The sequence below is a fragment of the Shewanella corallii genome (assembly GCF_023349125.1).
In the GTDB taxonomy this organism is placed as follows: Bacteria; Pseudomonadota; Gammaproteobacteria; order Enterobacterales; family Shewanellaceae; genus Shewanella; species Shewanella corallii.
The window spans coordinates 1-26,218 of record NZ_JAKIKT010000010.1 but is presented as its reverse complement, the minus strand read 5'-3'; the positions used below and the strand labels follow the sequence as shown (position 1 = coordinate 26,218).

Annotated in this window: 28 protein-coding genes and 1 tRNA gene; 15 read left to right on the top strand and 14 right to left on the bottom strand. The window is 49.7% G+C overall.

Going from position 1 to position 26,218, the window contains the following annotated elements:
* Positions 1-23: 23 nt before the first annotated feature.
* The 3 genes from L2725_RS19975 to L2725_RS19965 are packed head-to-tail and all read left to right on the top strand — an operon-like array spanning position 24 to position 3,058.
* Entirely contained in the window at positions 24-1,034 is a 1,011-nt protein-coding gene (locus L2725_RS19975) for a carbon-nitrogen hydrolase family protein (protein WP_249250578.1), read from the top strand.
* A gap of 14 nt (positions 1,035-1,048) precedes the next feature.
* A complete protein-coding gene (locus L2725_RS19970) occupies positions 1,049-2,041 on the top strand; it encodes a phenylacetaldoxime dehydratase family protein (protein ID WP_249250577.1) in 993 nt (330 codons plus the stop codon).
* Positions 2,042-2,086: 45 nt separating this feature from the next.
* A complete protein-coding gene (locus L2725_RS19965; protein WP_249250575.1) occupies positions 2,087-3,058 on the top strand; it encodes an AraC-like ligand-binding domain-containing protein in 972 nt (323 codons plus the stop codon).
* Between the two features lie 130 nt (positions 3,059-3,188).
* On the opposite strand, the gene L2725_RS19960 is transcribed toward L2725_RS19965, so the two are convergent.
* Positions 3,189-4,145 carry an alpha/beta hydrolase gene (locus L2725_RS19960; RefSeq protein WP_249250574.1) on the bottom strand — a complete coding sequence of 319 codons (957 nt, stop codon included), beginning with the start codon at positions 4,143-4,145 and terminating at the stop codon, positions 3,189-3,191.
* A gap of 304 nt (positions 4,146-4,449) precedes the next feature.
* On the opposite strand from L2725_RS19960, the gene L2725_RS19955 reads away from it, so the two are divergent.
* The 3 genes from L2725_RS19955 to L2725_RS19945 all read left to right on the top strand — a co-directional run bounded on the left by L2725_RS19955 (position 4,450) and on the right by L2725_RS19945 (position 6,817).
* Positions 4,450-4,989: a hypothetical protein gene (locus tag L2725_RS19955; protein ID WP_249250573.1), complete on the top strand. Its 540-nt coding sequence runs from the start codon at positions 4,450-4,452 to the stop codon at positions 4,987-4,989.
* 8 nt (positions 4,990-4,997) lie between these two features.
* Positions 4,998-5,801, top strand: a complete 804-nt coding sequence (locus L2725_RS19950; protein WP_115136773.1) for a DUF2189 domain-containing protein — start codon at positions 4,998-5,000, stop codon at positions 5,799-5,801.
* 65 nt (positions 5,802-5,866) lie between these two features.
* Complete coding sequence (locus tag L2725_RS19945) at positions 5,867-6,817, top strand: YeiH family protein (protein ID WP_428985305.1); 951 nt, start codon at positions 5,867-5,869, stop codon at positions 6,815-6,817.
* Here L2725_RS19945 and L2725_RS19940 read toward each other — a convergent pair.
* The 5 genes from L2725_RS19940 to punC form a co-directional block, all read right to left on the bottom strand.
* Entirely contained in the window at positions 6,801-7,025 is a 225-nt protein-coding gene (locus L2725_RS19940) for a hypothetical protein (RefSeq protein WP_249250571.1), read from the bottom strand. The two genes, L2725_RS19945 and L2725_RS19940, sit on opposite strands and share 17 nt — an antisense overlap.
* Before the next feature lie 95 nt (positions 7,026-7,120).
* Positions 7,121-8,557 carry a glutathione synthase gene (locus tag L2725_RS19935; protein ID WP_249250570.1) on the bottom strand — a complete coding sequence of 479 codons (1,437 nt, stop codon included), beginning with the start codon at positions 8,555-8,557 and terminating at the stop codon, positions 7,121-7,123.
* 206 nt (positions 8,558-8,763) lie between these two features.
* A complete protein-coding gene (locus L2725_RS19930) occupies positions 8,764-9,249 on the bottom strand; it encodes a VOC family protein (RefSeq protein ID WP_115136769.1) in 486 nt (161 codons plus the stop codon).
* Between the two features lie 375 nt (positions 9,250-9,624).
* A tRNA-Ser gene (locus L2725_RS19925) sits at positions 9,625-9,715 on the bottom strand.
* A gap of 80 nt (positions 9,716-9,795) precedes the next feature.
* The gene (punC, locus tag L2725_RS19920) at positions 9,796-11,037 is read right to left on the bottom strand and encodes a purine nucleoside transporter PunC (RefSeq protein WP_249250569.1); all 1,242 of its coding nucleotides are present in this window, start codon (positions 11,035-11,037) and stop codon (positions 9,796-9,798) included.
* A gap of 120 nt (positions 11,038-11,157) precedes the next feature.
* Here punC and punR point away from each other — a divergent pair, with 120 nt between their 5' ends.
* From punR to L2725_RS19890, 6 genes are all read left to right on the top strand, one after another.
* Positions 11,158-12,060 carry a DNA-binding transcriptional activator PunR gene (gene punR, locus L2725_RS19915; protein ID WP_248936112.1) on the top strand — a complete coding sequence of 301 codons (903 nt, stop codon included), beginning with the start codon at positions 11,158-11,160 and terminating at the stop codon, positions 12,058-12,060.
* Between the two features lie 178 nt (positions 12,061-12,238).
* On the top strand, positions 12,239-12,898 hold the full coding sequence (locus L2725_RS19910; RefSeq protein WP_249250568.1) for a Bax inhibitor-1/YccA family protein: 660 nt from the start codon (positions 12,239-12,241) through the stop codon (positions 12,896-12,898).
* Between the two features lie 55 nt (positions 12,899-12,953).
* Positions 12,954-13,343, top strand: coding sequence for a sulfurtransferase complex subunit TusD (tusD, locus tag L2725_RS19905; protein WP_248936110.1), 390 nt, complete (start codon positions 12,954-12,956; stop codon positions 13,341-13,343).
* A gap of 9 nt (positions 13,344-13,352) precedes the next feature.
* Positions 13,353-13,709 (top strand): sulfurtransferase complex subunit TusC, encoded by a 357-nt coding sequence (gene tusC, locus L2725_RS19900; protein WP_115136764.1) that lies wholly within the window; start codon positions 13,353-13,355, stop codon positions 13,707-13,709.
* Positions 13,709-13,990, top strand: a complete 282-nt coding sequence (tusB, locus tag L2725_RS19895) for a sulfurtransferase complex subunit TusB (RefSeq protein ID WP_248936108.1) — start codon at positions 13,709-13,711, stop codon at positions 13,988-13,990. The genes tusC and tusB overlap by 1 nt, the downstream gene beginning before the upstream one ends.
* Positions 13,991-14,002: 12 nt before the next feature.
* On the top strand, positions 14,003-14,338 hold the full coding sequence (locus tag L2725_RS19890) for a TusE/DsrC/DsvC family sulfur relay protein (RefSeq protein WP_115136762.1): 336 nt from the start codon (positions 14,003-14,005) through the stop codon (positions 14,336-14,338).
* Between the two features lie 62 nt (positions 14,339-14,400).
* On the opposite strand, the gene L2725_RS19885 is transcribed toward L2725_RS19890, so the two are convergent.
* The 6 genes from L2725_RS19885 to L2725_RS19860 all read right to left on the bottom strand — a co-directional run bounded on the left by L2725_RS19885 (position 14,401) and on the right by L2725_RS19860 (position 20,565).
* The gene (locus L2725_RS19885; protein ID WP_249250567.1) at positions 14,401-15,414 is read right to left on the bottom strand and encodes a chemotaxis protein; all 1,014 of its coding nucleotides are present in this window, start codon (positions 15,412-15,414) and stop codon (positions 14,401-14,403) included.
* A gap of 165 nt (positions 15,415-15,579) precedes the next feature.
* Entirely contained in the window at positions 15,580-17,211 is a 1,632-nt protein-coding gene (locus tag L2725_RS19880; RefSeq protein ID WP_249250649.1) for an electron transfer flavoprotein-ubiquinone oxidoreductase, read from the bottom strand.
* Between the two features lie 20 nt (positions 17,212-17,231).
* Positions 17,232-18,050, bottom strand: coding sequence for an enoyl-CoA hydratase/isomerase family protein (locus L2725_RS19875; protein ID WP_249250566.1), 819 nt, complete (start codon positions 18,048-18,050; stop codon positions 17,232-17,234).
* Positions 18,051-18,062: 12 nt separating this feature from the next.
* Entirely contained in the window at positions 18,063-19,268 is a 1,206-nt protein-coding gene (locus L2725_RS19870) for an acetyl-CoA C-acyltransferase (protein ID WP_249250565.1), read from the bottom strand.
* A gap of 33 nt (positions 19,269-19,301) precedes the next feature.
* The gene (locus L2725_RS19865) at positions 19,302-19,766 is read right to left on the bottom strand and encodes a MaoC family dehydratase (protein WP_249250564.1); all 465 of its coding nucleotides are present in this window, start codon (positions 19,764-19,766) and stop codon (positions 19,302-19,304) included.
* Positions 19,767-19,779: 13 nt separating this feature from the next.
* Positions 19,780-20,565, bottom strand: a complete 786-nt coding sequence (locus L2725_RS19860) for an SDR family oxidoreductase (RefSeq protein ID WP_249250563.1) — start codon at positions 20,563-20,565, stop codon at positions 19,780-19,782.
* A gap of 311 nt (positions 20,566-20,876) precedes the next feature.
* Here L2725_RS19860 and L2725_RS19855 point away from each other — a divergent pair, with 311 nt between their 5' ends.
* Both L2725_RS19855 and L2725_RS19850 read left to right on the top strand, forming a co-directional pair.
* Positions 20,877-22,262, top strand: a complete 1,386-nt coding sequence (locus L2725_RS19855; RefSeq protein ID WP_249250562.1) for a DUF1329 domain-containing protein — start codon at positions 20,877-20,879, stop codon at positions 22,260-22,262.
* Positions 22,263-22,274: 12 nt separating this feature from the next.
* Positions 22,275-23,819 carry a DUF1302 domain-containing protein gene (locus L2725_RS19850; RefSeq protein WP_249250561.1) on the top strand — a complete coding sequence of 515 codons (1,545 nt, stop codon included), beginning with the start codon at positions 22,275-22,277 and terminating at the stop codon, positions 23,817-23,819.
* 84 nt (positions 23,820-23,903) lie between these two features.
* On the opposite strand, the gene L2725_RS19845 is transcribed toward L2725_RS19850, so the two are convergent.
* Positions 23,904-24,950, bottom strand: a complete 1,047-nt coding sequence (locus L2725_RS19845) for an MBL fold metallo-hydrolase (RefSeq protein WP_249250560.1) — start codon at positions 24,948-24,950, stop codon at positions 23,904-23,906.
* Positions 24,951-25,144: 194 nt separating this feature from the next.
* On the opposite strand from L2725_RS19845, the gene L2725_RS19840 reads away from it, so the two are divergent.
* Positions 25,145-25,759 carry a TetR/AcrR family transcriptional regulator gene (locus tag L2725_RS19840; RefSeq protein ID WP_249250559.1) on the top strand — a complete coding sequence of 205 codons (615 nt, stop codon included), beginning with the start codon at positions 25,145-25,147 and terminating at the stop codon, positions 25,757-25,759.
* A 34-nt stretch (positions 25,760-25,793) separates the two neighbouring features.
* On the opposite strand, the gene L2725_RS19835 is transcribed toward L2725_RS19840, so the two are convergent.
* Positions 25,794-25,979 carry a C40 family peptidase gene (locus L2725_RS19835; protein ID WP_249250558.1) on the bottom strand — a complete coding sequence of 62 codons (186 nt, stop codon included), beginning with the start codon at positions 25,977-25,979 and terminating at the stop codon, positions 25,794-25,796.
* Positions 25,980-26,218 lie beyond the last annotated feature (239 nt).

Sequence of the window (26,218 nt, the reverse complement as noted above, 5' to 3'; positions counted from 1 at the left end):
CAACCCATTTAGGAGACAGCAAAATGTCAGTTAAATTCAAAGCAGCCGTAGTACAAGCCGCTCCAGTGTTCATGGACTTAGACGCCTCAATCGACAAAGCTATCAAACTTATCGAAAAGGCATCTCAAGAAGGCGCAAATATAGTTGCGTTCTCCGAAACATGGTTTCCCGGATACCCATGGTGGATATGGTTGTCACCAACCGCTCACAATATTCAATACTTTCAGCGTTACCATGAAAACAGCTTAGTGGTTGGTAGCGATCAGTTTCAGCGCCTGAGCGATGCTGCCCGCGAGAACAACATCTACCTCTCGGTTGGAGCCAGTGAGCGCGACTATGGCTCACTCTATATTGCACAATTCTTATTTAGCAATACTGGCGAATTAATTCAGGCTCGCCGCAAGCTAAAACCTACACATATGGAGCGAACGGTTTTTGGAGATGGCGACGGTAGCGACTTCGGAGTATTTGAAACCGAGGTTGGACGTATCGGTCAACTTTGCTGCTGGGAACATCTTCAGCCGCTCAGTAAATACGCGATGTTTAGCATGCATGAGCAGGTTCATATTGCTGCCTGGCCTTCTTTTAGCACCTACCCTCAAGCATACTCACTTGGACCACAAGCCAACCTGGCGGCTTCGAGTGTTTACGCAGTAGAAGGACAGTGTTTTGTTTTGGCACCCACAGCGATCGTCGATCAAGACATGTATGACGTGTTGGTTGATAACGATCAAAAAGCAGCGCTGATAAAATTGGGAGGGGGCTACGCTCAAATATTCGGCCCCGATGGACAACCCTTATGTGAACGGCTCCCAGAAAATGAAGAGGGGTTACTATTTGCCGAAATTGACCTTGGCGAAATAGCAATTGCCAAATCATTTATCGATCCAGTAGGACATTACTCTCGCCCCGATGTGCTGCGCTTAATGATCAACAAAGCCCCTCAGCATCGAACTGAGCCTATGTTCAATGTCGAAGTTGAAAGCATAGGTGAGCTCAGTGACGATGATACAGAACCGGCATCAGTCAGTTAATAAGGAGTATCCCAATGCACCGCAATAACATGCCGGAAAACTGGCAACCGCCCGCCCCCGCCTGGGCAGCTAAATGGCAAGGCGAAAGCAATTTTGTAGTCGCTTACTTTGGATGCCAATCGAGTTGCATCGATTCTTTGTCTGAATGGGCAATTAATGCGCTGAACGCAAACCATGGGCCTCTGCGTATAGAGCAAGGTACCTTCACTGACAACGCCGGCGTTTCAAACCACCTCTACATCGCCTATTGGCTTGCTTCAGAATACCAGCAATGGTGGAACTGCGCGGCTAACAACCAATGGTGGCGAGACGAGCAAAGAGAGCAAGAGGGGGTCGGTTTCTTTCGTGAAATTATTTCAATGCCAATCGAACGATTCGAGACCCTGCATTCAACCACTACACCCCATGGCATCAGTACAACTGCTCAAACACTTGAAGGGCCAATTATGGAACATGGCTATGCGGGAGCTATGCGAGACCGGATCCCACTTTCAGCCACTGAATCGCTACAGAATCAATTTGATGCAAGTGTGCAATTTCAAGCGACCAGGAACACCAATAACAAACGAGTCATCGTCACTCCCCCCGAAAACCTATGTGTTATTCGTTCCGGGCAGAATTGGTCTGAATGCGATGAAGAGCAGAAACGAATGTATTTGTCCAAAGTACATCCCACACTTAAAAAAGGAATGGCGTTTTTGCAAAACAATCCAGCGAAAAGTGGCTGTTTGAGTATGCGTTTTGTTGACGTGAAAGACGAGAATTGGCAGCCCATGGAGCAAAGCTTTGGGCTTGGTTTAGCCACCGACATTTATGCATTCGAAGAGTGGGCAAAATCACATGCTACACACCTGGCAATCTTTGAGCGTTTCATGGAAATGGTCATGACCTTTGGGGATAACCTTCAACTTAAACTATGGCATGAAGTGTCTGTGCTACCTGCCGAGGAATGTGAGTTCGAATACATCAATTGCCATCCAGAAACGGGCTTGTTGAAATACTGCTGACTTGAGCATATTTTGAACAGAGCAGAGTTAAAAAGGAATAGCGATATGAACTTTTTCCTTTCAGATGGTTACCACAAAAAAGCGGAAGATGCTGGTAGTACAAACCAACAATTTTCTTATTGGCAAGACATTGTTTGTAATGAATTTGTTCAACTTGACTGCGAAAACCTTAGCTCACAAGACACTCAGGTATTTAACGGTGAACTGCGAGGCGGCGCAGCCCTGTCAACCATGAAGTTTGCCGAAGTCATCGCCAGCCCTCAAAAAGTCACTCGCTCTAAAAGGCAAATCGCTCGTGCTACGGAAGAAGATTTTTTGATTAGCTTTCAACTATCCGCCCAATGCAAAATCCGTCAAAATGGCCGGGAAACCATTTTAGTGCCCGGTACATTTGCTCTGTACGACAGTACCCAGCCTTATACTTTGTCGTTTAACGAACACTTCCATCAAATGGTGATTCAAATGCCCAAAGCAGTACTAGGGCAACATCTGGCAAATGCTGAACAATACACAGCCATTAAAATGTGTGGGAGAGCAGGCCTGGGTGCAGTATTGACTAATTTTGTTCTATCACTTGCAAAAGAAATAGAACAACTCAACCACTCTTCCGATGAGTTGTCAGACAAAGTGTTGCATATGATGGCAATGGCTTTTAGTTCTTCCGTGATGCTCGAGCAGGTCAATAACAATTCAGTGATTAAAGAGTCACTCAAACAAAGAATTTATCGCTACATAGAACTCAACCTTTGCAACCCTGACATTAGTAACCAAACGATTGCCGACGCCCAGGGTATATCAGTGCGTTATTTGAATAAGCTTTTTTCTGAAGAAACTGAAAGCGTTCATGCACTGATTCTGGAAAAGCGCTTAATCAAGAGTCTGGCAATAATGCAAAACCCTGCCTACTCGGGGCATTCCATTGAAAAGATCGCTTTTAGCGTTGGTTTTTCAAGCTCAGCTCATTTTTCACGGAGCTTTAAGAAACGCTTTGGGTTTAGCCCCAGCGAAGCCAGGTAGCCTCCCCCACAGAGCAAGTGGTTTAACGCAGCTCTGGACCGTAAGCCGGGTTAAACCTGGTCAAGGGAAAGACAGGGGACGTTTCACATCCCCATGCACTATTTACGTCACTCACCAGAGACTCTTGCCGTTAAAATCGGTATGCATTCATTCTTTCATCAAACTGTAGTCCTACAGTGTTTTCACCACGTTCACCATTCAGCACTGCGGTAAAGAAGTTCCTCACCACTGTATTGGTGTCCTCATAGAAGACACCATGGGTTCTGCCCACATTGGGGCCGTCAGTGAAATCGAAATAGCGGGCATTGGGTGAGTTGAGGTTTCTGGCGGTACGGCCCAGTCTGTCTTTTTGGAAGTTGGCATCAGACCACTTGAGCACCCAGTCGTTTTCATTGATGGTGACGTAAACCCGCTTGCCCGCCTGGATTTGGTCAACCCACTGGGCATGATTTTCATTGTCTACATCGGCCTGGCACAGCACGATATTATCAAAGACACGGGTTTCATCTTCGTAGAGTGAGTTCTCAATATAGTTTTTAAACAAGTAGTTACCCAGGCTGTAGGTGAGCATGGAGAACTTAACATTACAGCGTCTGAGCTCATCTTTAATAAAGGGTGACTTGAGGTAGCTGCCAAGTTTCTCCAATGTCGCGTCCAGTGCGCCGACAGACACCATGGCGTTACGTTTTGCCTGGCGGTACTCCTTGGTTTTAAAACCGCCCGGGTTTGACGGCCAGGAGAATGCTATCACTTCGACGCCATGCTCCTGTTGCATCGCCAGTGCTTTCTCCAGGTTCTTTTCAAAGCTCTGATTAAAACCATGAACGAAAAAGACGCAGTTTTTATTTTCAGTTATCAGGGCGTCGCGAAATGCGTGGAACTCTCGTTTGGAAGGGATATTGTTGGCAGTAATTTTGGATGGCTCTTTTACCAGTGTAACTTGCCATTTACCAGCCACCTTGTGTGCATGAGCCAACCTGACTTCGTTGGGGCCTTTGCTGTTTACTTCATCTCCAAATGCTTCGTGGTCCCCAACGCCGTTGACAAAGTTGGATCTGTTAATATTTCGGTTCGTGACGATTAACATGAGATTCTCCCTGTACTGTTAGCACTCTGAATTGATTGTCATCGCTAGTCCTTTACTGCTGTGCATCGTATTGTCTATCACACTTTGTGGCTGTTTATAAAGCGCCTTTCCATCACCTTAAACCGGGCTAAAACTTTAGGGATTGTCGACCTTTCTCAAACAGTTATTGCGATGTGGTCGTTGCAAATCCAGTCACTGATTGGCTTTTGGCCTTCAGGCGCGCAAATCAACAAGTATAAAAAGTGAGCTCTTTTACTTATTAAGGCGTAGAAGCAATAAACCGACTCAAATTGAGGATTTTGGTATGCAGCAGCTTCACTTTGTACTAAAAGATCTTGAGCACGCCGAAGCAATTCAGCGTGACCTACTGGATAACGGTCTTGCCGAAAGACAGCTTAAGTTCTTCTCAAGAGATAAGAACGCGTTGAGCCACCTCGAGGTCAATGCCGCAGATTTCTGGGATGAACGGGATATGCCACATCTGATGATGCGTGGCGGCATGATTGCTCTTGGATTGTCAGTGCTGGCAATTCTTGCATTTAACCAGGTATTTCCGGGGATAAGCTTGATGCCCTTTATCCTGATGATGGTGTTTCTCACCATGTTTGGGATTTGGCTTGGTGGTTTGATTGGGTTAAACAATGAAAATTATAAGCTGGCTGACCATCATAAAGACCTGTTGGACGGTGAAGCGGTATTGGTGATTAACGCCCGCCAGGAACAGCAAAAAGTTATCGAAAAAACCATGATGGTCTATAACTTAGATATAGACCACACCGATCGCACCGACTCCACCATCAATCCTTTGTCCGGCTGGAAACTGGTGCGTCACCCCGACGACTAGGAGGTTGTATGGCGCAAATCATCAAGCCTGATGAAAACACCAAGGAAGAAGCAGTTCACCACGAGCCCTATGCGCGAACCATTCCCAGCAACAAGTTGGATGCACTCGCGCCACTGCACTGGTTGGCACTCGCCCTGAATGACTTTAGAAAGGCGCCTGTGTTGAGTCTGTCATATGGCGCCCTGTTCACCCTGATGGCATTTGGCATTTTCGGCGCAGTGTATCTGCATGGCAGCCATCTGGTGATCCTGCCCACGCTGGTGATATTCGTGTTGGCCGGGCCATTTCTGGCCACAGGCTTATACGATATCAGCTGGGAGCTGGAAAAGGGACACTCACCCAGCCTCGGCCATGCCCTGCACGCTATGGGACGTAACAGTGTATCCAGTTGGGGATTTGCGGTACTGCTGGCGGTGATTATGATTTTCTGGACACGCGTCGCCGCCCTACTCCATGCCCTTTACCCGGCAACTCAGGGTGCACATCTTGAGGAGTATCTGCCGTTTCTGGCACTGGGCAGTCTGTTCGGCACTGTGTTCGCCATGGCGGTGTTTGGTATTTCCGCGTTCTCTCTGCCTTTGGTCATTGAGCGTAAGGTGGACATGATGACGGCAATCTTCTCTTCGGTACATGCTGTGCACTCAAATCCTGTCCCCATGATCCTGTGGGCTGGCATTATTCTGATGGGTGTTCTGGTTGGCTTTGCCACCGCAGGTATTGGGCTGATGATCACCATGCCTGTTATCGCCTACGCGACCTGGCATGGATACATTGCCACCATACATACCAAGCACAAGCGACATTATGAGTAATCTTCAGGGGCGAATTTCCTAATCAAACCAACGGTGCTATTCTTGGCACCGTTTTTTATTGCCCTTTGGATAACATGTCTAATTTTTCTGTCAGCAAAGATCCCAGATTCTGGCTGTTTACCGGCCTTGGGGTCTTGTGCCTGTTTCCTTTTATCTCTTCTCCTGTGGCACTTATTCTGGGTTTCACCCTGGCGTCTTTGGGGCTGATACCGGCCTGCATTGATTTGGGGAGCCTGACCAAAAAGCTGTTGTCCTGGTCGATTGTGGGCCTGGGGTTTGGTATTCATCTGGATCAGGCTATTGAAGTGAGCAAACAGAGTCTGCCCTTGGTGGTCGGATCTATTGTGTTCACTTTGCTGCTGGCGGTCGCCCTGACCCGCATGATGAAGCTGGATCTGAAAACCGGTTATTTGATTGGCGCCGGGACTTCGATTTGTGGTGGCAGTGCCATCGCTGCGGTATCACCGGCGATTAATGCCAAAAGCGACCAGATGGCGGTCGCCCTGGCATGTGTATTCGTGCTGAACTCTGTCGCCCTGTTTATTTTCCCGGTACTTGGCCATGCACTGGACTTAAGTCAGCATGACTTTGGTTTATGGAGCGCCATCGCCATTCACGACACATCATCCGTGGTGGGAGCGGCCTCAAGTTATGGCGATGAGGCGCTGTTAGTGGCGACCACCACTAAATTGGCTCGCGCGCTTTGGATTGTGCCTGTGGCGCTGATCTCCGCACTGGCGTTTGGTGGTAATAAGAAGTCCCTTTCCATTCCGGCATTCATCATCTACTACTGTGTTGCCATAGGTATCGCTTACCTGCTTCCCCAGTTTGAGAACGTATATGAAGTGTTGTTTGCAGTGTCGAAGCGGACTCTGGTGGTGTGCCTGTTCCTGATTGGCGCGGGGATTACCATTAAAAAGATGCGGGCGGCAGGTCATAAGCCTATGCTGCTGGCCATCACCCTTTGGCTGGCGATAGGTACGTCATCACTGGCTTATATCAAACTTCTGGGGTGACCTCAGACTCAGCTTTCTGACTGCAAGACCCGGCTGTCTCTTCAGCCCGGCCATCTGATTGCCTTGCTTTCCATACCAGTGAGAGCAAGGCGATAAAGGCGCAAAGCTCAATCAAGGCTCTTACTACACCTTCAGCCAACACTGAGCCCGTCAGTGCTATGATGGCAATAATCACTATTCCGACTTTAGTGCCTGTAGATAGGCCCATCTCTTGCTCCTGCAGCCCCTTTATTAGCAGGCATTATTGGCAAGTCCCTGAGTCAGGTGAAATATTGCTTTTATCTAAGTCATAACAGATTGGATTCAGTCCAGCAGCTGCAATGAGTCCAGCACGCCCTGGCCACTGTGAACGCCGCCTTCTCCCTCATGGGCTGGCTTACTGCGAATAAGGTAACCGGCGTAACCATCAAGATCGGTCGCAGGATTGCCATTAAACATCACGCTGAACAGACCGATTTCACTGACCAGTTCGTCCACCAGGTGAGCCTTTGCATCCCTTATCACCAGCGCCCTTCGCGTTTCCGGCGTCAGTTTTTGCATGACAGCCCAGGCCGCATGGTCGGCTTGAGGCAAGGTGTGAAGCTTACCGATAATGTCACTGCCAAAGATACAGTGACCACCGCCCTCGCCCTGATTTTTCAGCACCCAGTTATTGATGTCCTCATTCTCAATAAAGTGCTTGATGGATGCCGGTGAAACCTGTCGCATCTCTGCCAACACACTCTTAATCTGGTTTGCTTCCTCAACAGTGAGACCAAAACTGGCGTACTCTTCCGGTGACATATTAGTCAGGATCAGCTGCATCGCCTTACTGGTCGCAAGTTGCTGGCCTATAGTGGCATTGACAGCGACGGCGTGTTTCTCGATGAACAGACGGGTCTGACACAGGGTGTGACAGCAGATGGCATCACGTCGGGACAGTGAAAAGTAGTCTGAGTATTGATATCCGGCCCGCAGATAAACCAGATCAATCGCGCCTTCGCCCTCAAGCATTAATCTGTGGTTGTCCCCTGTGTAGAGCTGATCTGCGAGTTGGTCGAACGTCCGCCTGATGGTTCTTACACCACAACTCTGGATCTCCTGAGCCAGCAAGTGCTGATCGTAGACATTGTCTTCATTACCCTGCACCACCATCAGAAAGGTGGGCTTACCTTCGCCGCCATGGATTCGATTAACCTCAATGGCAGCGTTGGCCATCGCCCTGGCCAGCAGATGCATCCCCCGGTTTTCAACCAGCTGATGTTTGTTCAGATCAGGGACCAGTCCGGGCCATTGCTGCTGAACAAAACGGTGGAGTTCTGCCACCCGTTGACCAAATGGCGCCATACCTGCTGCAATGCCATTAAATTCAATCACCTTTGGACCGAAAACCTGATCCTGCATAAAGTCAGTACGCATCACCAATAAGGGTATGCGGCGAACCTCCCCTGGATTGGCGTGGAGCTGTTGATGCATTTCCAGCAAGCGTCCAAAAAATGGGTCTGCGCTAGCGGCCGGACCAAGGGCGTCCTGCAGGAAGTGATGGTTTTCCGACACCCTGTCTATCACTCTTGAGATAAGCGGGATCACTCTGGTGAGTCGTTCCAGCTCATCCTGACTGATAGGCAGAGGACTCAAACTGAAAGGCGCATGGCGTGCTGTGCCGTCAGTTTTTCTGAAAGCCTGGCCATGCATAATCGCCCATTCGGTGAGTTGTTGAACGGCATCTCCGTCCAGTGATGAGGGAAAAGGTGTGTGCATTATCGAATTCCGTAAATTATTGCAGTCAATCGTCTTAATCTAATGACGCGACACTATCCAAAAAGACGCACTTGTTGTTATACATTGAGTTTTTTTGATGGAATTTCAAGCGTTATGCAGGATATTAACGCCGCACCGGCATTGTTTTACGCCGTCCCAAATACAAAAAAGGCCGCACTGATGCGGCCTTTAGCATTGGTTAGAGACTATTCGTAATCTGAGGCGTAAGTCTCTTCATAGGTGTGAGAGTAAAGCTCAAACAGGTTGCCGAAGGGATCTTCCAGATACACCATCTTGGCAGGTTTTGAATCATCTTCCGGATGGTAACGCATGATATCCATCCGAACCTTGCCACCGAACTGCTCCACCTTTTCTATCACACTGTGGAAGTCGTCAGTTTGCAGACAGAAATGGAAAATGCCCAGACGGGTGAAGTCCACTACATGGCGCTGCTGACGCTCTTTCATTTCAAACAGTTCAACCCCTATGCCATCAGAGGTCACCAAATGAGCGATATTAAATCCTTTGAAGCCCTCGCCGAACACAGCGATACACATTCTGCCGATAGCGGTTTCCCGCTCTTCAATCACCTTGGTGTTGCCCATCACGACTCTAAGGCCAAGGGCATTGGTGTAAAATTCAACGGCCTTGTCCATATCGCCAACCATAATACCTACGTGATTCATTTTCATAATATTTCTCCCGCATCATCAGATGCGAATCAGGTGTTCAGTTAAGATAGGAGAATTATAGAAACCGACATCAATTAACTAAAATTATCAATTCTTATTGATGACATAACATAGATTTATCATGGGAGTTTATATGGTGCACTGCAGTGCGATCATTCATGGATAAGCAAAGATCAGTGGAAACCGGATAGGAAGAACTGAGCTGCATGACATAAATAAAAACGCCAGCAAGTTAGGTACTGTCGTTTCAAGGGATATGGCGAAGGCTTTTAGGTTCAAACTGGTGATATGAGTTATAAGGCAAAATCCCTTACTGAACCAGCGAACTCCAGATAGCAAAAAGGCCTGCTGTTTCCAGCAGGCCTTCTCTAAATATGGCGGAGAGATAGGGATTTGAACCCTAGAAGGGCTATTAACCCTTGCCGGTTTTCAAGACCGGTGCATTCGACCACTCTGCCATCTCTCCGAACGAGGCGAATATTAGCCTTCACCCACCTTGCTGTAAAGCACTATTTTAAAGCTTTTATTCAAGTGCTTAACTTATAGTCACTTCTGGGCGTTTTCGTCGCAGAACATAGCTGCCCGGGCATTGTCCGGCATCACCATGCGCTGTTTGGTTGATTGCAGCCGGTAACCAATAGCAACACCCACGGCGCAGGTCAGAATACCCCAGCCAATGGCCTTGTCACCGCTGGCGGCAAACATTGCTACCAGGCTTGATGCACCGAAGGACATACTTATCTGCAGGAAGTTCTGCACACCAGCCGCTTTTGCTGCATCGTTGGAAAACTGCTGCAGTGCATTGTTCACCACGATTGGATAAATCGCACCATTGGCCGCGGCAGATACAGAGAAAATCAGCAGCAGCGGGAAGATGGTAGCGACATCAATCAGCAGAGTCACAGTCACAATACCAGCAACACACAACGCAAACAGTACCAGCAGAGCTTGCAGTGCCTTCTCGTTACCCACTTTCTTAATCAGAATCTTGCCGGCATAGCCGCCCACAATGAACATAATGGTCTGTGGAATAAAGCTCAGCCCAATCTCAGCCGATGCGTAACCATTTTGCTCCATCACGATCGGCCAAACGGTCAGGTAAGAGAAGAACGCACCACTACAGGCACCAAAGATAATCACGTTACCCAGGAAACGGGTATTTTTGATGATATCCATAAAGCCTGCTTTTTTGGCAACTTCTGTGGTTTCACTCTTGACCTTCGGCGCAGGCACCAGCACAGCAGTCAGCATGATAATCAGTATGCCCACACCAGTCAGTGCCAGGAAGATAGCTCTCCAGCCCAGATGTTCCTGAACAAACGCACCAATGATGGGCGCCAATGCAGGAGACAGTGCCACCAGAGGCATAATGTTGCTGAAGATACCCTGAGCTTCTTCTGAGTCGTACTGCTCTACTACCAAAGCCTGCCAAATCACCCCGGCGGCACAGGCACCCAGCGCCTGGAAGAATCGCGCTGTGTTCAGCATCATGATGCTGTCACTGTTGGCAATCACCAGAGTCGCGGCACAGAACAACGCCATACCCGCAAACAAAGCGTTGCGGTGACCGATACGGTTTACCAATGGGCCGTACACCAATTGACCACAGGCCAGACCGGCCAGGAAGGTGGTCAGAGACATGGCCACTTCAGATGGAGAACTGCCAAAACTGCTTTCAATAGCTTTGAAAGCTGGCAGATACATATCTGTAGCAATAAAACCCAGCATGCTGAGTAGAGAAAGATAGAATAAAAACAGGAAGTACCTGCCAGTAGATGCGTTGTTCATAATCAAATCAGCATAATCTTAAAAAAGGCGTCGCATTCTACGATCTTGATTTATTGGGTTGAAGCAATTATTTTTGAACCATGCTTTCAAAATAAGTCACAGCAATTAAAGAGGCCTCCTATGCTCTCGGAACAGGCGTTGGAACTGATAGATATCGTTGCCCGGGATGGCAGTTTTACCGCCGCCGCCCACAGACTGCACAAAGTCCCTTCAGCAGTCAGCTATGCCGTTAAACAAATAGAGGAAGAGCTGGGAGTTGCCCTGTTTCTGCGGCACCACCGCAGCGTGTCGTTGACGCCTGCCGGTGAGCATTTCGTTCGTCATGCCAGATCTATCCTGGGACACATGGATGGCCTGAAGCGTGATACTCAGAGAATTGCCAATGGCTGGCAACCCACGCTATCTATCGCACTGGATAATATTGTCAGAGCTGACCGTATCAGCGTGTTGATTGCAGACTTCTACAGACAGTTTCAGGATGTAGAACTGATTGTCCGTATTGAAGTATTTAACGGCGTATGGGAAGCCTTGGCCACAGGACGCAGCGATATTGCTGTTGGCGCAACTACGGCGGTTCCTGTGGGTGGTTTCTATCAATATAAGGAGATGGGTGAGATTGAATGGTCATTTCTGGTGAGCAAGAATCACCCGCTGGCCGATATCGACCGACCTTTGACCGACGATGAACTCCGCCCTTTTCCCTCAATTTGTCTGGAAGACACCTCAAGGGAGATCCCAAAGCGCATGACCTGGCTGCTGGATAATCAGCGTCGTCTTGTGGTGCCTGACTGGATCCGCGCCATCAACTGTTTTCGCGAAGGACTGGGTATCGGGTATATGCCCAGACATCTGGCGGCACCTTTTATTCAGACTGGTATGCTAAAAGAGAAGCAGCTGGAAAACAGTTTACGCCCAAGCAGTTGCTGCCTGGCGTGGAATCCCGCAAAGATGTCACCCGCTCTGACCTGGGTGCTGGATTATCTGGGTGACAGCGACAAGCTGCATAAAGAGTGGCTTGCGTGACCATAACAGCTCATATTTGCGTATGATAATTTGTTAACAAACCGGCCTGTGTCACTTGTCATCGTTGACTTTTGTGCTCAGGCTTGGGTTAATATCCTTTATTCATGGAATACGCGACAACTTCAACACAAGGTGTTGAGTTAAACCGGATTTAACTATTGATGCATTGGAGTCATCTATGAAGCAAGAATCGACGTACAGCAGTCAGTTGTCGACCCTCGAGGTCAACAAGATGCTGAAAAACACCTATATGCTCTTGGCAATGACACTGGCGTTTTCCGCTTTGTGTGCCGGCATAGGTATGGCATTGGGTGTAGGACGCTGGGCCTCTCTGGGCCTGTCTATCGGTGGTTTGGTCCTGCTGTTTGTGACTCTGCGCAAAGCTGACACTTCTGCAGGTCTGTTCTGGGTATTCGCCTTTACCGGTATGGAAGGTGCTTCCCTGGGTTACATACTCAACCATTATGTAGGCATGGCCAATGGCCCTATGTTGATTATGCAGGCACTGGGCTTAACCGCAGTGATCTTTGGTGCACTGTCCATGTATGCCCTGACCACCAAGAAAGACTTCTCTTTCATGCGCGGTTTCCTGGTAGCGGGTCTGGTTATTGTAGTTGTTGGGCTTATTGCCAGCTTCTTTATTCAGACTACCGGCTTCTTTATGGCACTGAACGCAGGTATTGCCCTGCTGATGACAGGTTTTATCCTGTATGACACCAGCCGTATCGTTAACGGTGGCGAGACCAACTATATTCGCGCCACTGTGTCTCTGTACCTGGATTTCCTGAACTTGTTTATCGCCCTGCTGAACCTGCTGGGTATGAGCAACGACGACTAATCCAATTTGGATTTAATTAAGGTAAAATGGCCCTTTACGGGCCATTTTTTGTTATATGAGCAAATTTATTATTCAGGTAAATGGCAGCGTGTATGGCGACAACGCCGGTGTACATGCGCTTAAATTTACCCAATCGGCACTGGCCGCAGGCCATGAAGTGGTTCGGGTGTTCTTCTATCAGGAAGGCGTTAGCCACTCCAACACTTTGCTGAGCCCCGCAAGCGATGAGTTTAATCTGCATCAGGCCTGGTGCGACTTGGCCAACCAACACAGCATTGAACTGGTGAACTGTGTGTCAGCAGCGCTACGTCGCGGCATATTGTCTGAGCAAGACGCCAAAGAGCAACAAGCTGAACATTGGAATACGTCAGCCCCCTTTATCAATGGTGGTCTGGGTGAGTTGGTTACCGGCATTGAACAGGCTGACCGCCTGATCTGTTTTTAAGAGGCTCCTGTGAAGCATATTTGTATTGTTTTCCGTCGTCCTCCCCATGGTACTCCCCATGGCAGAGAAGCGCTGGATTTGGCCATGTTAAGCGCCAGCTTTGAACAGCAGGTCACTTTGATATTCACTGACGAAGGCGTATTGAATCTGGTCAGTGACCAGGCGCCCGAGCTGATTGGTGCCAGAAATTACATCTCCACCTTTAAGGCACTGCCGCTTTACGATGTTGAAGATGTACTGGTTTGCGGTGAATCCCTGAAAGAGTTTGGTCTGAAACGCTCAGTACTGAATATTGAAGCTGAAGTGGTACAGGCCGATGATATTGCCCAGCGTTTGCTGGAAGCGGATGAGGTTTTGGTATTCTAATGATCTTACACCATATTCAAACGTCTCCCGGTAACGACAATGGCCTTCATACCGCCCTGAGATATGCAGGCAAAGCGGACAGCTTTTTACTGTCCGGTAACGGGGTTAATGCCGTACTGAAACGTCAATGGTCCATGGCCCTGTCACCTTTTAAAGTGTATTTGCTGAAAGATGACGTCGAAGCCCGCGGTTTGCAGATGCAAACAAGTGGATACCCATTGGTCAGCTATGACGAGTTTGTCGCACTGACACTCAGTCACAATAAAGTCATTACCTGGTAGGACGAAGATAACGTGAACCACATTGAATTTAACGGCGCCCAGATTGATACAGACGCTCAGGGTTACCTGCTTAACGTATCAGACTGGTCTCCTGAACTGGCGCCGGTTATTGCCGCCGGTGAAGAGATTGAACTGACCGAGGCCCACTGGGAAGTGATCAACTTCGTGCGCAACTTCTATCTTGAGTTCAACACCAGCCCGGCTATCCGGGTACTGGTGAAAGCCATAGGTCAGGCAATGGGGCCGGATAAAGGCAACTCCAAGTATCTTTATACTCTGTTCCCGGTTGGTCCGGCGAAACAGGCCACCAAAATTGCCGGGCTGCCAAAACCCGCCAAGTGTATCTGATACCTTGCTCCACAAACTGAAAAAGCCCCGAACTCGGGGCTTTTTGCTGTCTGACCTTTATGTTATGACGCGTTTTCCAGCATTTCAGCATCATGATCGATGCCAAGAATCAGTTTATCCATCAAGGGGATCATGCGTTCAATTTCCGGCTTGGTGATAGTGTCATTGGCACCCAGTTCAAGGGCCTTGGCACGGTTTGAATCACTCATAAGGGATGAGAACATCACGATGGGAATAGACTTGAAAGCCGTAGAGTCACGCAGACGCTTGACCAGGTGCATACCGTCCATTTGCGGCATTTCTACATCCGATACTATACCGTTGACATAGTCGCCAATCTTGCCGCCGTGCTCTTCAACTGCGCGCTCGAAGTCTACCAATTTGTTAAGGGCCTCTGCACCGTCTTTAGCGGTGATCACAGTGTAACCACCGGCAATCAAGGTGCTCTCAATCATCTTACGAATAAACGCAGAGTCATCGACCACAAGCACTGTATTGGCATCACGCTTCTTGACGATCTCTTCAGTCATTGGGACATGCTTGTCATGGGTAAGGTCATACTTATCCATGCTGAGTTCCGGATTGATGTCAGAGATAATCTTTTCGAAGTCGAGGATCATAATGATGTGACCTTCGTTACGAACAACCGCCACCACACAGTCCTGGCTGCCCGCTTCAAGAAACTGACTTGGTGATTCAACCTGCTCCCAGGAAACACGGTGAATACGTTGCACATGATCAACCAGAAAGCCGTTAATCATCTTGTTGAAGTCGGTCACAATGACCACCTTCTCATCCAGATCATCTTTGGTCGGCACATTCAGCCAACTGCCCAGATCAACCATTGGGATTAATTTATCCCTGAGAGAAAATACCCCGACCAAATTGTCGTGAGCTTTAGGGTAATCCGAGGTCTCCGGAACCCGAATTACTTCTCTCACCTTGGCTACGTTGATGCCGTAGTAACAGACTTTTACCTGCCCGTTGGGTAACTTTCGGTGCAGGTGGAATTCGATGATTTCAAGTTCATTGGTCCCGCTCTCCAGCAGAATTCCATTGTCTTTAGATGGACTCATAATCAGCTCTCGAATGTATCAGTGAAAAGAGAAATCCCGTTAACGCTTTAACAAGTATAGAAAGAGATTTGAGAACTATCGGAAAAACTTATAAATAATCGAAATTTTTTATTTGCTATCTAACTCAAAGGCATAAAAAAGCCGGATTGGTGTCCGGCTTACGCATTACATATTTGGATAATTGGGACCACCGCCCCCTTCGGGAACCACCCAGCGTATATTCTGGGATGGGTCTTTAATATCGCAGGTTTTGCAGTGCAGGCAGTTTTGAGCGTTGATTTGTAACTGTTTATCGCCCTGCTCATTGTCCACCACTTCATATACACCTGCGGGACAATAACGCTGCGCAGGCTCACCGAAGATGGGAAGATTGGTCCGCATGGGAATAGCGGCATCTATGAGCTGCAGATGACAGGGCTGATCTTCCTCATGGTTGGTATTGGACAGAAAAACAGACGCGTTGCGGTCAAAGCTCAGCACACCATCGGGCCTGGGGTATTGCCTCTCTTTACACATGGATGCAGGTTTAAGCCTGTCATGGTCAGCCAGCTTGTCCCTGAGTACCACACCGCTTTTACCCTTGAGCCAATTCTGCTCCAAATAGTTAAAGCTACCGCCAAGCAATGGACCAAGTTTATGCAGCGCCGGGGCAAAGTTACGAGTGCGCTTGAGCTCGTCATACAGCCAGCTTTGCTGAAACCTCACGCTAAAGTCGGTCAAGCTGTCGGTGCGGCCATCGTCAATCGCCTTAAATACGCTCTCCGCTGCCAGCATCCCTGACTTCATCGAGGTGTGCGTTCCTTTAATCTTGGCGACATTCAGGGTTCCGGCATCACACCCAATCAAGAGTCCTCCGGGGAAGCCCATCTCAGGTAACGCATTAAAGCCCCCTTTGGCTATAGCGCGGGCCCCATAAGAGAGACGTTTACCGCCCTGCAGATGACACGCAATATCCGGGTGGGTTTTAAAACGCTGGAACTCTTCATAGGGACTCAAATGTGGATTGGCATAGTTAAGATCCACAATCAAACCCACCACGACCTGATTGTTATCACCGTGATAGAGAAAGAAACCGCCACCGGCTTCATTATCCAGCGGCCAGCCAAAGCCATGCACCACAAGCCCAGCTTGATGCTGCTCAGGCGGCACTTCCCACAGCTCTTTAAGCCCCAATCCATAGTGTTGGGCATCAGCCTCCTTGTTGAGCTCAAATCGTTCGAGTAACTCTTTACCCAAATGACCCCGACACCCCTCACTAAAGAGTGTGTATTTGGCGTGAAGCTCCATCCCTGGCATATAACTGTCTTTAGGCTTGCCGGCTTTATCCAACCCCATATCGCCGGTGGCTATGCCTTTAACCGCACCATCCTGGTGATAAAGCACTTCGCTGGCCGCAAACCCGGGAAATATCTCTACCCCCAAAGCTTCGGCCTGCTCACCGAGCCAACGGCACAGCTGACCCAGACTGGCGATATAGTTACCCTGGTTGTGCATGGGTTTTGGAATGGCAAAATCAGGCAGTCGCAGGCTTTTTTGTTCATCCCGCAACATCAGCAGGCGGTCTTCACTGACACTGCAGGTCAGCGGCGCCCCCAGCTGCTGCCAGTCAGGGAACAGCTCAGTCAGACTTTTAGGCTCAATAATGGCGCCTGACAGAATATGAGCGCCCACCTCCGAGCCCTTTTCCACCACACAGACGCTGAGCTCATTACCCGCTTCCTGTGATAATTGCTTTAATCGGCAAGCGGCAGACAACCCCGCCGGACCTGCACCCACAATGACCACATCAAATTCCATTGAATCACGCATACCTGCCCCTACTTACCTTTAAATGTCGGCGTACGCTTTTCGAAGAAGGCACTGACCCCCTCCTGAAAGTCTTCGCTGTTAAAGCAGAATTGCTGGAACTGGGCTTCCTGGCGGATCACATCATGCAGGCTGTCTCTTTGAGCCTGGTTCAGCAGCTGTTTTAGATACTTCTGGGATAGAGGTGCACCATCAGCCAGCTTACGGGCCCACTGCTGGGCATAGTCCATCAGATTGTCGTCTTCGACCTTGCGGTTCGCCAGGCCAAAATTGATGCAGGATTCCGCGGTCAGCATGTCTGCTTCAACACAGATTTCAAATGCTTTCTTGTATCCGAGCTGATTTACCAGATGCCAACTGGCTCCGCCATCAGGAACCAGAGCAATGGCTGCAAATGCCTGAAACAGACACGCTGACTCAGCCATCACCATCAGGTCACAGGTTAACGCCAGGGCACCACCTATACCCGCCGCGGCTCCGTTGACTGCTGCCAGGTAGATCTTATCTGAGTGAGTGATACGGGACAGAAAGGGTTTGTACTCGTTTAGGATCTGCGCCTCGATGCCATGGCGGGCACTGGTGAGTTCCTTAAGGTCAGCTCCTGCAGAGAAGCAGGAACCTGCACCGGACAGCACCACCACCCGGATATTGTCATCGGCGTCGACCAGATCGATCGCCTGATGAAGCTCCCTGCGCATCTGCTGGTTAAAAGCATTCAGGCTTTTGGGTCGATTCAGCTGGATATTACAGACTTTGTCCTGCACCGAAAACGTGATGGTTTCAAATTCACAGGCGATCTCAGCGTGGGAAGGATTTCGCATCATATTCATAAAGCCTCCCTGCTACTGAGCCACTTCAAACAGACCGGCAGCGCCCATACCGCCACCAATACACATGGCAACCACCAGGTATTTAACGCCGCGACGTTTGGCTTCCATCAGACCGTGGGCCACCATACGAGTGCCTGACATACCAAAAGGGTGACCGATGGAGATAGCACCACCGTTTACATTCAGCCTGTCGTTGGGGATCTCCAACTTGTCGCGGCAGTAAAGGACCTGGCTGGCGAACGCTTCGTTGATCTCCCACAGGCCAATATCATCAACCGTAAGATCAAACTGATTAAGCAGTTTTGGAATGGCAAATACAGGCCCAATCCCCATCTCCTCCGGGCCACATCCGGCGACCGCAATCCCCTTATAGATACCCAGAGGTGTTAGCCCAAGACGTTCTGCCTCATCGTCACTCATCAACAAAGTCGCTGCCGCGCCATCAGAAAACTGGGATGCATTACCCGCAGTAACATGTTTGCCTTCCTGAATATGGGTGCCATCTTTCCAGACAGCTTTCAGAGCCTGCAAACTCTCCATTGGTGTGTCGGCGCGATTACACTCATCCTTATCTGCGGTGACCTGGATATGACCTGCAGGTTTACGGTCAGCATCAAAAGTCAGCTTGTTGGCCGTCACTGGAATAATTTCATCGTCAAACAGCCCAGCCTGCTGCGCCGCCGCAGTGCGTTGCTGGCTTTGCAGTGCATATAGATCCTGCGCTTCACGGGATATGTTGTAGCGCTCTGCCACTATTTCAGCGGTTTCAATCATCTGAATATAGGCATCAGGTACGACCGCCTGAACCGCTTCAGAACGGGCGCGATAGGCATTCTTGTGCTTGGTTTGAGTGAGGGAAAGAGATTCAACGCCGCCGGCAATAGCCACTTTCATTTCACCGGCAATAATGTTTTTGGCGGCAATACCTATGGTCATCAGGCCTGATGCACACATGCGATCAACTGCCATGCCGGGCACTGAAGTTGGCAGGCCACCTGTGTAGGCACACAAGCGGCCAATATTATAGCCCTGGGTGCCCTGCTGTACCGCGGCGCCCATAATCACATCTTCCACACTGGCTGGGTCTATACCGGCTCTTTCAACGACAGCCTTTACTACTGCGCCGCCAAGTACAGGCGCTTCGGTATCATTGAAGCTGCCACGAAAAGATTTGGTCAGCGCGGTGCGCGCTGCAGAAACGATTACTGCCTGGGTCATGCTGCTCTCCCCATTAATGATGTCTGGTTGGAATTATTGTTTGAATGAGTAACGGCTGATGGTGTCTACAACACAGGCCGGGCGTTCACTGCCCTGTATCTCAACTGTCACCCGGATAGTGGCCTGCACCGCTGCGCCTTTGGCTTCTACTGACACAATTTGCCCCCTGCTTCTAATGGCGCTGCCCACAGGCACTGCAGCGGGAAAACGTACTTTGTCACAGCCGTAGTTAACCCCCATGGCCAGATTGCTGACCTCGATCAGATCCGGCAGGAACAGGTTGACCATAGACAGCGTCAGGTAACCGTGGGCGATACAAGCGCCGAACGGGCCCTCAGCAGCTCTGACAGGGTCCACATGAATCCACTGATGATCACCGGTGGCTTCTGCAAACAGATTGATGCGCTCCTGGCTGATCTGCAGCCAGTCTGTTGTTCCCAGCTCCAAACCCTCAGATGCCAGCAATTGCTCTGCGCTTTCTATCTTGATATTGGCCATAGCAATCCCCTTGTTAAGCGCGCTGTGAGCTGACAGGTACCACTTCGCCTGTCATATAGGAGGCGTAATCGCTGGCAAGAAACATCATTACGTTTGCGACCTCCCACACTTCAGCGGCCCGGCCGAACGCTTCTTTTGATGAGAGTTGCTTCAGCAGCTCTTCTGATGAGGCTTTTTTAAGAAATTCATGGAGGGCGATGGAAGGCGAAACTGCGTTGATACGCACTCCATACTCGGCGGCTTCCAGTGCGCTGCATCGGGTCAGTGCCATTACACCTGCCTTGGCCGCAGCATAATGAGCCTGCTCTTTCTGGGCACGCCAGCCCAGTACGGAAGCGTTATTGACTATCACGCCCCTGCCGCGACTTTGCATATGAGGCAGCATGGCCCTGGTCATACGGAAAGTGCCGGTCAGTGTAATATCCAGCACCCTGCTCCACTCTGTATCAGTCATATCAACAACAGCTTTTTGACCACCCAAACCTGCGTTATTTATAAGTACATCGACGCCACCCAGCGCTGATTCGGCGGCTGAAATCAGGCTTTGAACCTGCTCTTCGTCGCTGACGTCGCACAGCTGACCATATACCTGACTCAGCCCGGTTTCCGCTTTTAACTTTTCGATAGCCGCTTCCAGTCTGCCGGGATGAATGTCTGAAATCATCAGGGCGCGACAGCCCTCTTCTGCAGCGCGTTTGGCTGCAGAGAATCCAATACCGGCCCCCGCTGCTGCGGTGATCAGTACAGATTTGCCCTTCAGCAATCCATGGCCTTCCACATATTGAGGAACCTGCGTCATATCTACCCCTGTCTGTTCGTCATGTTTATCAGCAGCGGCCTGTGGCCGCTTTTGTCTGACTCTGTGGGTATTCAGTCACGAAGGGGAATTGGGCTCATCGTCAAAGCGGACGATGGACCAGAAGCCAGTGATGAAAATCAAGGAATAGAGTAAATGTTCAAAAAACAACCTAGTCAAAACAGACGATTCGGCTGATTCAGGAATCCCAAATTATCGTCCCTGAACAATAACTACACAATCTTCGCAGTGCTTAGGGAGTTAGATACCCAAGTGATTGGATATCAATAAGCTGAAGGCCAAAGGAGGAAAACATGAGGAACAGTCATCTGTTGACTCACCTGCTTGCGGGAGCGCTGGTTACTGCCAGCGGGAGCGCACTTGCTAAAGTTTCACAGGACGAAGCTGCAAAACTGGGGAATGAACTGACCTGTACCGGCGCCATTGCGTCAGCCAATGCCGATGGCAGCATCCCGGCATATTCAGGTAAATGGCTGGGTAAGCCTGATCATATTAAATACGATATGCATGTGGGTGCTCACCCGATCGATCCTTATCCACAAGATAAGCCTAAGTTCACCATCGACGGCAAAAACTACAAGCAATACGCCGATAAACTGACTCCGGGTCAGGTCGCCATGTTTGAGCGTTATCCGGAAACCTTCAAAATGCCCGTTTACGAAGGTCGCCGTGATTTCCGCTATCCGGAGGTTATCTGCGACACCATGAAGAAAAACGCCGTCACTGCAGAGTTGATAGACGATGGCTTTGGCTTCACCGGTTACAAAGGCGCTGTGCCTTTCCCAATCCCGGACCTGACTCAGCCAATGCAGATCCTCGCCAACCATAACTTCCCATACCGCGCCTTTACCTATGAAACTCTGCGTGACATTGCGGATGTGAGCTCAGATGGCGATATCTCCTGGGGACGCGCCAATGGTAAGGGTCTTAACCTGCCAAATCACCCGGACTATGTGGGTCAACCTGTCGGCGGCATCATGGCTTACAGCTTTACCTCTACTCTGCTGCCAACCCGTAACAAGGGCAGCGCCACGGTATCGACTGAGCCTATGAACTTTGCTCAGGACAAGCGTCTGGCCTGGAACTACAACCCGGGGACACGTCGGGTACGTCAGTTACCTGAATATGGCTTCGATACCCCACTGGCAGGCACTTCAGGCAAGCTGACACTGGATTCTGACCGTCTGATGAACGGTTCTCCAGAGCGTTATGAGTGGAAAGCATACGAGCGCAAGGAGATTTATATTCCTGCCAATGCCTACAAGGTCCACGGTAAAGACGTCACCTACGACGAGCTGCTGACCATCAACCATGCCAACCCCGAATTGATGCGCTATGAACTGCGTCGTGTTTGGGTGCTTGAAGGTACTTTGAAAGAAGAGTATCGCCATAAGTATGGCCGTCGCACCATGTATCTGGATGAAGACAGCTGGCACGCAATCATCTCTGACTTCTACGATACCCGTGATCAGCTGGTACAGCACGCTTACATCAACTACTACTACGCCTTTGATGCAGACAGTTATGAGGCTGGCAGCAGCTTCTACCACGACCTGACCACAGGCAGCTATGTTGGTTATAACCTGTTCCAAGAGCGTGAAGTGGGCCCGGTGCTTAACAAGAATGATATGGAAACCCACCACTTTACCCCAGCGGCGTTGCGTCGTATGAGTCACTAAAGGAGCAGGCCTGTGAAAAAATTTAATAAGAACCTGCTCTCTGCCGCCTTGTTGTCTGCCATGGTCGCACCAAACGCCTTTGCCGGAGAAACCATAGCACTTGGCGAAGATGTCACCCTGGATTGGAAAGGCACACTGACCTACTCAGCAGGTATGCGTCTTGAGGATCAGGACCCGGCCTTGAACAGTTCAGGCAACAGAAATTTTGATAAGAACGATTTAATCGGTAACGGTTTGTATCTGCTGCTTGAAGGTCACCTGCGCTGGGAAAACTATGGTCTGGTATTCTCGGGCTCTACCTTCTATGACGATGTGTATCAGGATGATAAGTTCAGCGACGCGGCACAGAAGTACCATGGTGGTTACACCCGCCTGCTGGACCTTTATGCCTATACCAATTTTGCCTTTGGTGAAGCGGGTTATGCGGATTTCCGTGTAGGTCGTCATGTAGTCGCCTGGGGCGAAGGTCTGTTCTTCCCCAGCATCTCACTGGCTCAGGGCCCTTCTGACGGCATCAAGTCAGCAGTTCCCGGCACTGAAGTGAAAGATATTCTGCTGCCGGAAGACCAGGTCTCTATGCAGTTGGAAGTTACACCGGATCTGTCATTCCTGGCCCACTGGCAGTTCAACTGGCAGGAAACCATAGTACCTGAGCCTGGCTCCTTCCTGAGCACCTCTGAAGCCGTGGGTAATGGCGCCTACTGTCTGGTGATTATGCCTGACGGTTCATGTGCCTATGGCCCGCGAGCTGCTGATGTATTGCCGGATGAGTCGGGTCAATGGGGTGCGGGTGTACGCTACCGGGTAACAGATGTATCTGAGATAGGTTTTTACTATCTGAACTATGCAGACCGTATCCCTATGGTAGATATCGATGTCACCAAGAACTACATTCCGGCGATTGATTTTGCGCTGGGTGAATACAACGTGGTCTATTTCGATGATATCGACCTCTACGGAACCACCTTCTCCACCAACGTAGGTATGGCTTCAATCGCCTCTGAGATCACTTACAAGGATGGCGCACCGGTACTGGTTAACAGCATGGTTGGGCCTTTGGCGACCCGGGGGGAAATACTTCAAAGTAACCTGAACGCCATTGTGAACTTTGGTCGCAGCTGGCTGGCTGACTCAGTGAACCTGACAGTGGAAGGCGCTTACACCGACATTATGGATGTAGAACCACGTTCCCCCACTGGTCTGCCTATGGTGCCGCCGAGCGATACCCTGTACTACACAGGTCATGGTTTTGCTGCAGCGGCGTCTTTGAGTCTTTCCTATCCGGGTCTGACTCAGAACTGGGATCTGAGCGTGCCAATCGGCTATTCGCATCAGATTTCAGGCAGAACCATCACAGGTGGCAGCGGCGGTGAAGGTGACTATCGTGCCCGTATCGGCGCAACCTTTACCCATCACAGAACCGGTGTACAGCTGACACTGCAATACGTGGGTTACTTTGGTGATCCGGCTGAAGCCGCGGCTGAGAACGATCCGGTCAAGGAGCGCAGTCTGGCTGACCGCGACAACATCGCCTTCACCGCCAAGTGGGCATTCTAATTCGCCGAGCCCCTTACTTAATGGTAAAACGATAGACAATAAAGGCTCCCTCGGGAGCCTTTATTTTTATGGTAGTAAATTAAGTCAGCCTTTTCGCCACCAGGTATTCAGCGGCAGTGGCGCTTGAATCTCCATACGTTGTCCTACCTCAGGACTGACCATGGTCACACCACGGTCATTACTGATGGATAACGCTTGCTCCAACGGTTCCTGCCAGTTATGCATGGCTAAATCAAAAGTACTGTTGTGAATAGGCAACATCACTTTACCCTTGAGATCCTGATGAGCCTGAACACTTTGTGCCGGGAACATATGGATATTGGACCAGAGTTCGTTGTATGCACCGGTTTCGATAAAGGTCAGGTCAAACGGCCCGTACCTGTCTCCTATGGTTTTAAAGCCGTCGAAGTAACCGGAATCACCGCTGAAAAACACTTTGGTGTGCTGACTGCGGATAACCCAGCTACCCCAAAGCGTGGTATTTCCGTCAAACAGACCACGACCAGAGAAGTGCTGAGTAGGCGTAAACACATATTCCACTCCGGCTACCGTCACCGAGTCCCACCAGGCAAATTCAGTGACCTTTTCGCTGGGTACGCCCCAATCGACCAGACGTTTACCATTTCTTAGCGGCACCAAAAAACGGGTGGTTTTAGCCGCCAGCTTCCTGACTGCGCGCTTATCAAGATGATCATAGTGATCATGGCTTATCACTACAGTATCAACCTGAGGCAACTCAGCAATACTGATAGGGGTGTTGTGAAAACGCTTGGGTCCGGCAAACTGCACAGGCGATGCCCTGTCAGAGAATACAGGGTCTGTAAGAATCAACTCGCCATTTATCTTCAGCAGCAAGCTGGAGTGGCCCAGGCGATACACTACATCCTGAGTTTCTTCCTCCAACGCCTGTTTGCTTATGCTGTGTACGGGCAACTCGAAGTCAGGTTTTGGACTGTCACGCTCAAGTCGCCAATAGGCTTTCAGTATCTCCACAATATTGGTGGACTGACGGAATTCTGGATCCTGGTTAACAAATTTCCCGTCCTGCTGGTCGTCCATCAGATGTTGTACACCCAGTATGCTGCTCATAATCAATACTCCTGCCAGAAGAATTTTTACTGTTTTACCCATGGGGTAACTCCTGTCGCTGAAAGTCAGTCGGCAAGTCGATGTTGATCTCCTGTACAGCATTTGGAATAAATCAGGCACCAACCCAAAGTAAACTAGTCGGTGTAGTTTACATCTGGAGAGTGAAAAGTAAACTAGTTAGTGTAAAATGATTTGTTATACGACCTGATTGAACCCTGGATACCTGAGCTAAGCCAATGACATCAGTACCGAAAAGCAGAAGTGAAATAAAACGACAAGCTATCCTTGAAGCAGCACGGGAAGCCTTCCATGAAGATGGTGTTCACCAGACCAGCATGGATAAACTGGCGGCCAGGGCCAAAGTATCCAAGCGTACTGTCTATAACCATTTTGCCTCCAAAGAGGCGCTGGTGATGGAGTTACTTTCCTGTCTGTGGAAGTCGGCAGTGTCAGAAGATGTACTGCTGCAATTGGCCCCCCTGCCCCAACAGGAGCAACTGGCTAATTTGCTGTTTCAGGAGATCCGGGTATTTTCTGAGCCCCAATACCTGGATATGGCCAAAGTGGCATTTGGGCATTTTCTGTTCCGGCCCGAGGCATTGCAGGAACAACTGGCGACCATGAACAAAAAAGAGACGGCTCTTTATTTTTGGCTGGTCGATCAGGAAAACCAGGGCAAGCTAGCCATTAAGGACACAGAAAAAGCCCTTGGCCAACTACACAACCTGATCAAAGGCGGGGCTTTCTGGCCTCAGGTGATAGGCGCCTGTCAGCCACTGTCAGCAGAAGAGGGTTTCGAACTGGCAAGGGAAACAGCCGCCATCTTTATCAGTCACTATGGTAAGCAGTAAAGTCTCCGGGGGAGCCTTTAAAGTGACATGTCTATTACAGGCGTCGAATCCCCAGTAACTTACTGGCAGGATAGCGTCCAACATTGACCTCGTCACTTTGATTGCCCCCCAACACCAGCACGTCATTGCCATCAAATCCCGCGAAAAAACCTACATGTCCCGGCGCCTTGATAACATCAGGCCCTGGCTGCGCGCCCTTTCCCCTTTTCAGGATAACCACATCAAAGCCCACTTCAGCTTCATTTGCCGGAATTGGAATGCCAACCTTGAGCCAGCTTCAGGCCCTCAGGCTTTTTGAACGGGGGAGTCTTAGCAGCCAGGCTATATAGCAGGGTCTGTTGGCCTTTAAAGATGGTTTTTGCAGCACTTTGTCGTTGTTTTATACAAAGCAACGCGATTGTGGTGTAGTTGTTCTACATAAATGAGCGTTAATGCAGTAGAAAGCGACGACAAACGCTG

Excerpts from the sequence above, each read along its gene's own strand:
- L2725_RS19975 (WP_249250578.1), top strand. The coding sequence starts at position 24 with ATGTCAGTTAAATTCAAAGCAGCCGTAGTACAAGCCGCTCCAGTGTTC.
- L2725_RS19970 (WP_249250577.1), top strand. The coding sequence starts at position 1,049 with ATGCACCGCAATAACATGCCGGAAAACTGGCAACCGCCCGCCCCCGCC.
- L2725_RS19965 (WP_249250575.1), top strand. The coding sequence starts at position 2,087 with ATGAACTTTTTCCTTTCAGATGGTTACCACAAAAAAGCGGAAGATGCT.
- L2725_RS19960 (WP_249250574.1), bottom strand. The coding sequence starts at position 4,145 with ATGTTAATCGTCACGAACCGAAATATTAACAGATCCAACTTTGTCAAC.
- L2725_RS19955 (WP_249250573.1), top strand. The coding sequence starts at position 4,450 with ATGCAGCAGCTTCACTTTGTACTAAAAGATCTTGAGCACGCCGAAGCA.
- L2725_RS19950 (WP_115136773.1), top strand. The coding sequence starts at position 4,998 with ATGGCGCAAATCATCAAGCCTGATGAAAACACCAAGGAAGAAGCAGTT.
- L2725_RS19940 (WP_249250571.1), bottom strand. The coding sequence starts at position 7,025 with ATGGGCCTATCTACAGGCACTAAAGTCGGAATAGTGATTATTGCCATC.
- L2725_RS19935 (WP_249250570.1), bottom strand. The coding sequence starts at position 8,557 with ATGCACACACCTTTTCCCTCATCACTGGACGGAGATGCCGTTCAACAA.
- L2725_RS19930 (WP_115136769.1), bottom strand. The coding sequence starts at position 9,249 with ATGAAAATGAATCACGTAGGTATTATGGTTGGCGATATGGACAAGGCC.
- punC (WP_249250569.1), bottom strand. The coding sequence starts at position 11,037 with ATGAACAACGCATCTACTGGCAGGTACTTCCTGTTTTTATTCTATCTT.
- punR (WP_248936112.1), top strand. The coding sequence starts at position 11,158 with ATGCTCTCGGAACAGGCGTTGGAACTGATAGATATCGTTGCCCGGGAT.
- L2725_RS19910 (WP_249250568.1), top strand. The coding sequence starts at position 12,239 with ATGAAGCAAGAATCGACGTACAGCAGTCAGTTGTCGACCCTCGAGGTC.
- tusD (WP_248936110.1), top strand. The coding sequence starts at position 12,954 with ATGAGCAAATTTATTATTCAGGTAAATGGCAGCGTGTATGGCGACAAC.
- tusB (WP_248936108.1), top strand. The coding sequence starts at position 13,709 with ATGATCTTACACCATATTCAAACGTCTCCCGGTAACGACAATGGCCTT.
- L2725_RS19885 (WP_249250567.1), bottom strand. The coding sequence starts at position 15,414 with ATGAGTCCATCTAAAGACAATGGAATTCTGCTGGAGAGCGGGACCAAT.
- L2725_RS19880 (WP_249250649.1), bottom strand. The coding sequence starts at position 17,211 with ATGGAATTTGATGTGGTCATTGTGGGTGCAGGTCCGGCGGGGTTGTCT.
- L2725_RS19875 (WP_249250566.1), bottom strand. The coding sequence starts at position 18,050 with ATGAATATGATGCGAAATCCTTCCCACGCTGAGATCGCCTGTGAATTT.
- L2725_RS19870 (WP_249250565.1), bottom strand. The coding sequence starts at position 19,268 with ATGACCCAGGCAGTAATCGTTTCTGCAGCGCGCACCGCGCTGACCAAA.
- L2725_RS19865 (WP_249250564.1), bottom strand. The coding sequence starts at position 19,766 with ATGGCCAATATCAAGATAGAAAGCGCAGAGCAATTGCTGGCATCTGAG.
- L2725_RS19860 (WP_249250563.1), bottom strand. The coding sequence starts at position 20,565 with ATGACGCAGGTTCCTCAATATGTGGAAGGCCATGGATTGCTGAAGGGC.
- L2725_RS19855 (WP_249250562.1), top strand. The coding sequence starts at position 20,877 with ATGAGGAACAGTCATCTGTTGACTCACCTGCTTGCGGGAGCGCTGGTT.
- L2725_RS19845 (WP_249250560.1), bottom strand. The coding sequence starts at position 24,950 with ATGGGTAAAACAGTAAAAATTCTTCTGGCAGGAGTATTGATTATGAGC.
- L2725_RS19840 (WP_249250559.1), top strand. The coding sequence starts at position 25,145 with ATGACATCAGTACCGAAAAGCAGAAGTGAAATAAAACGACAAGCTATC.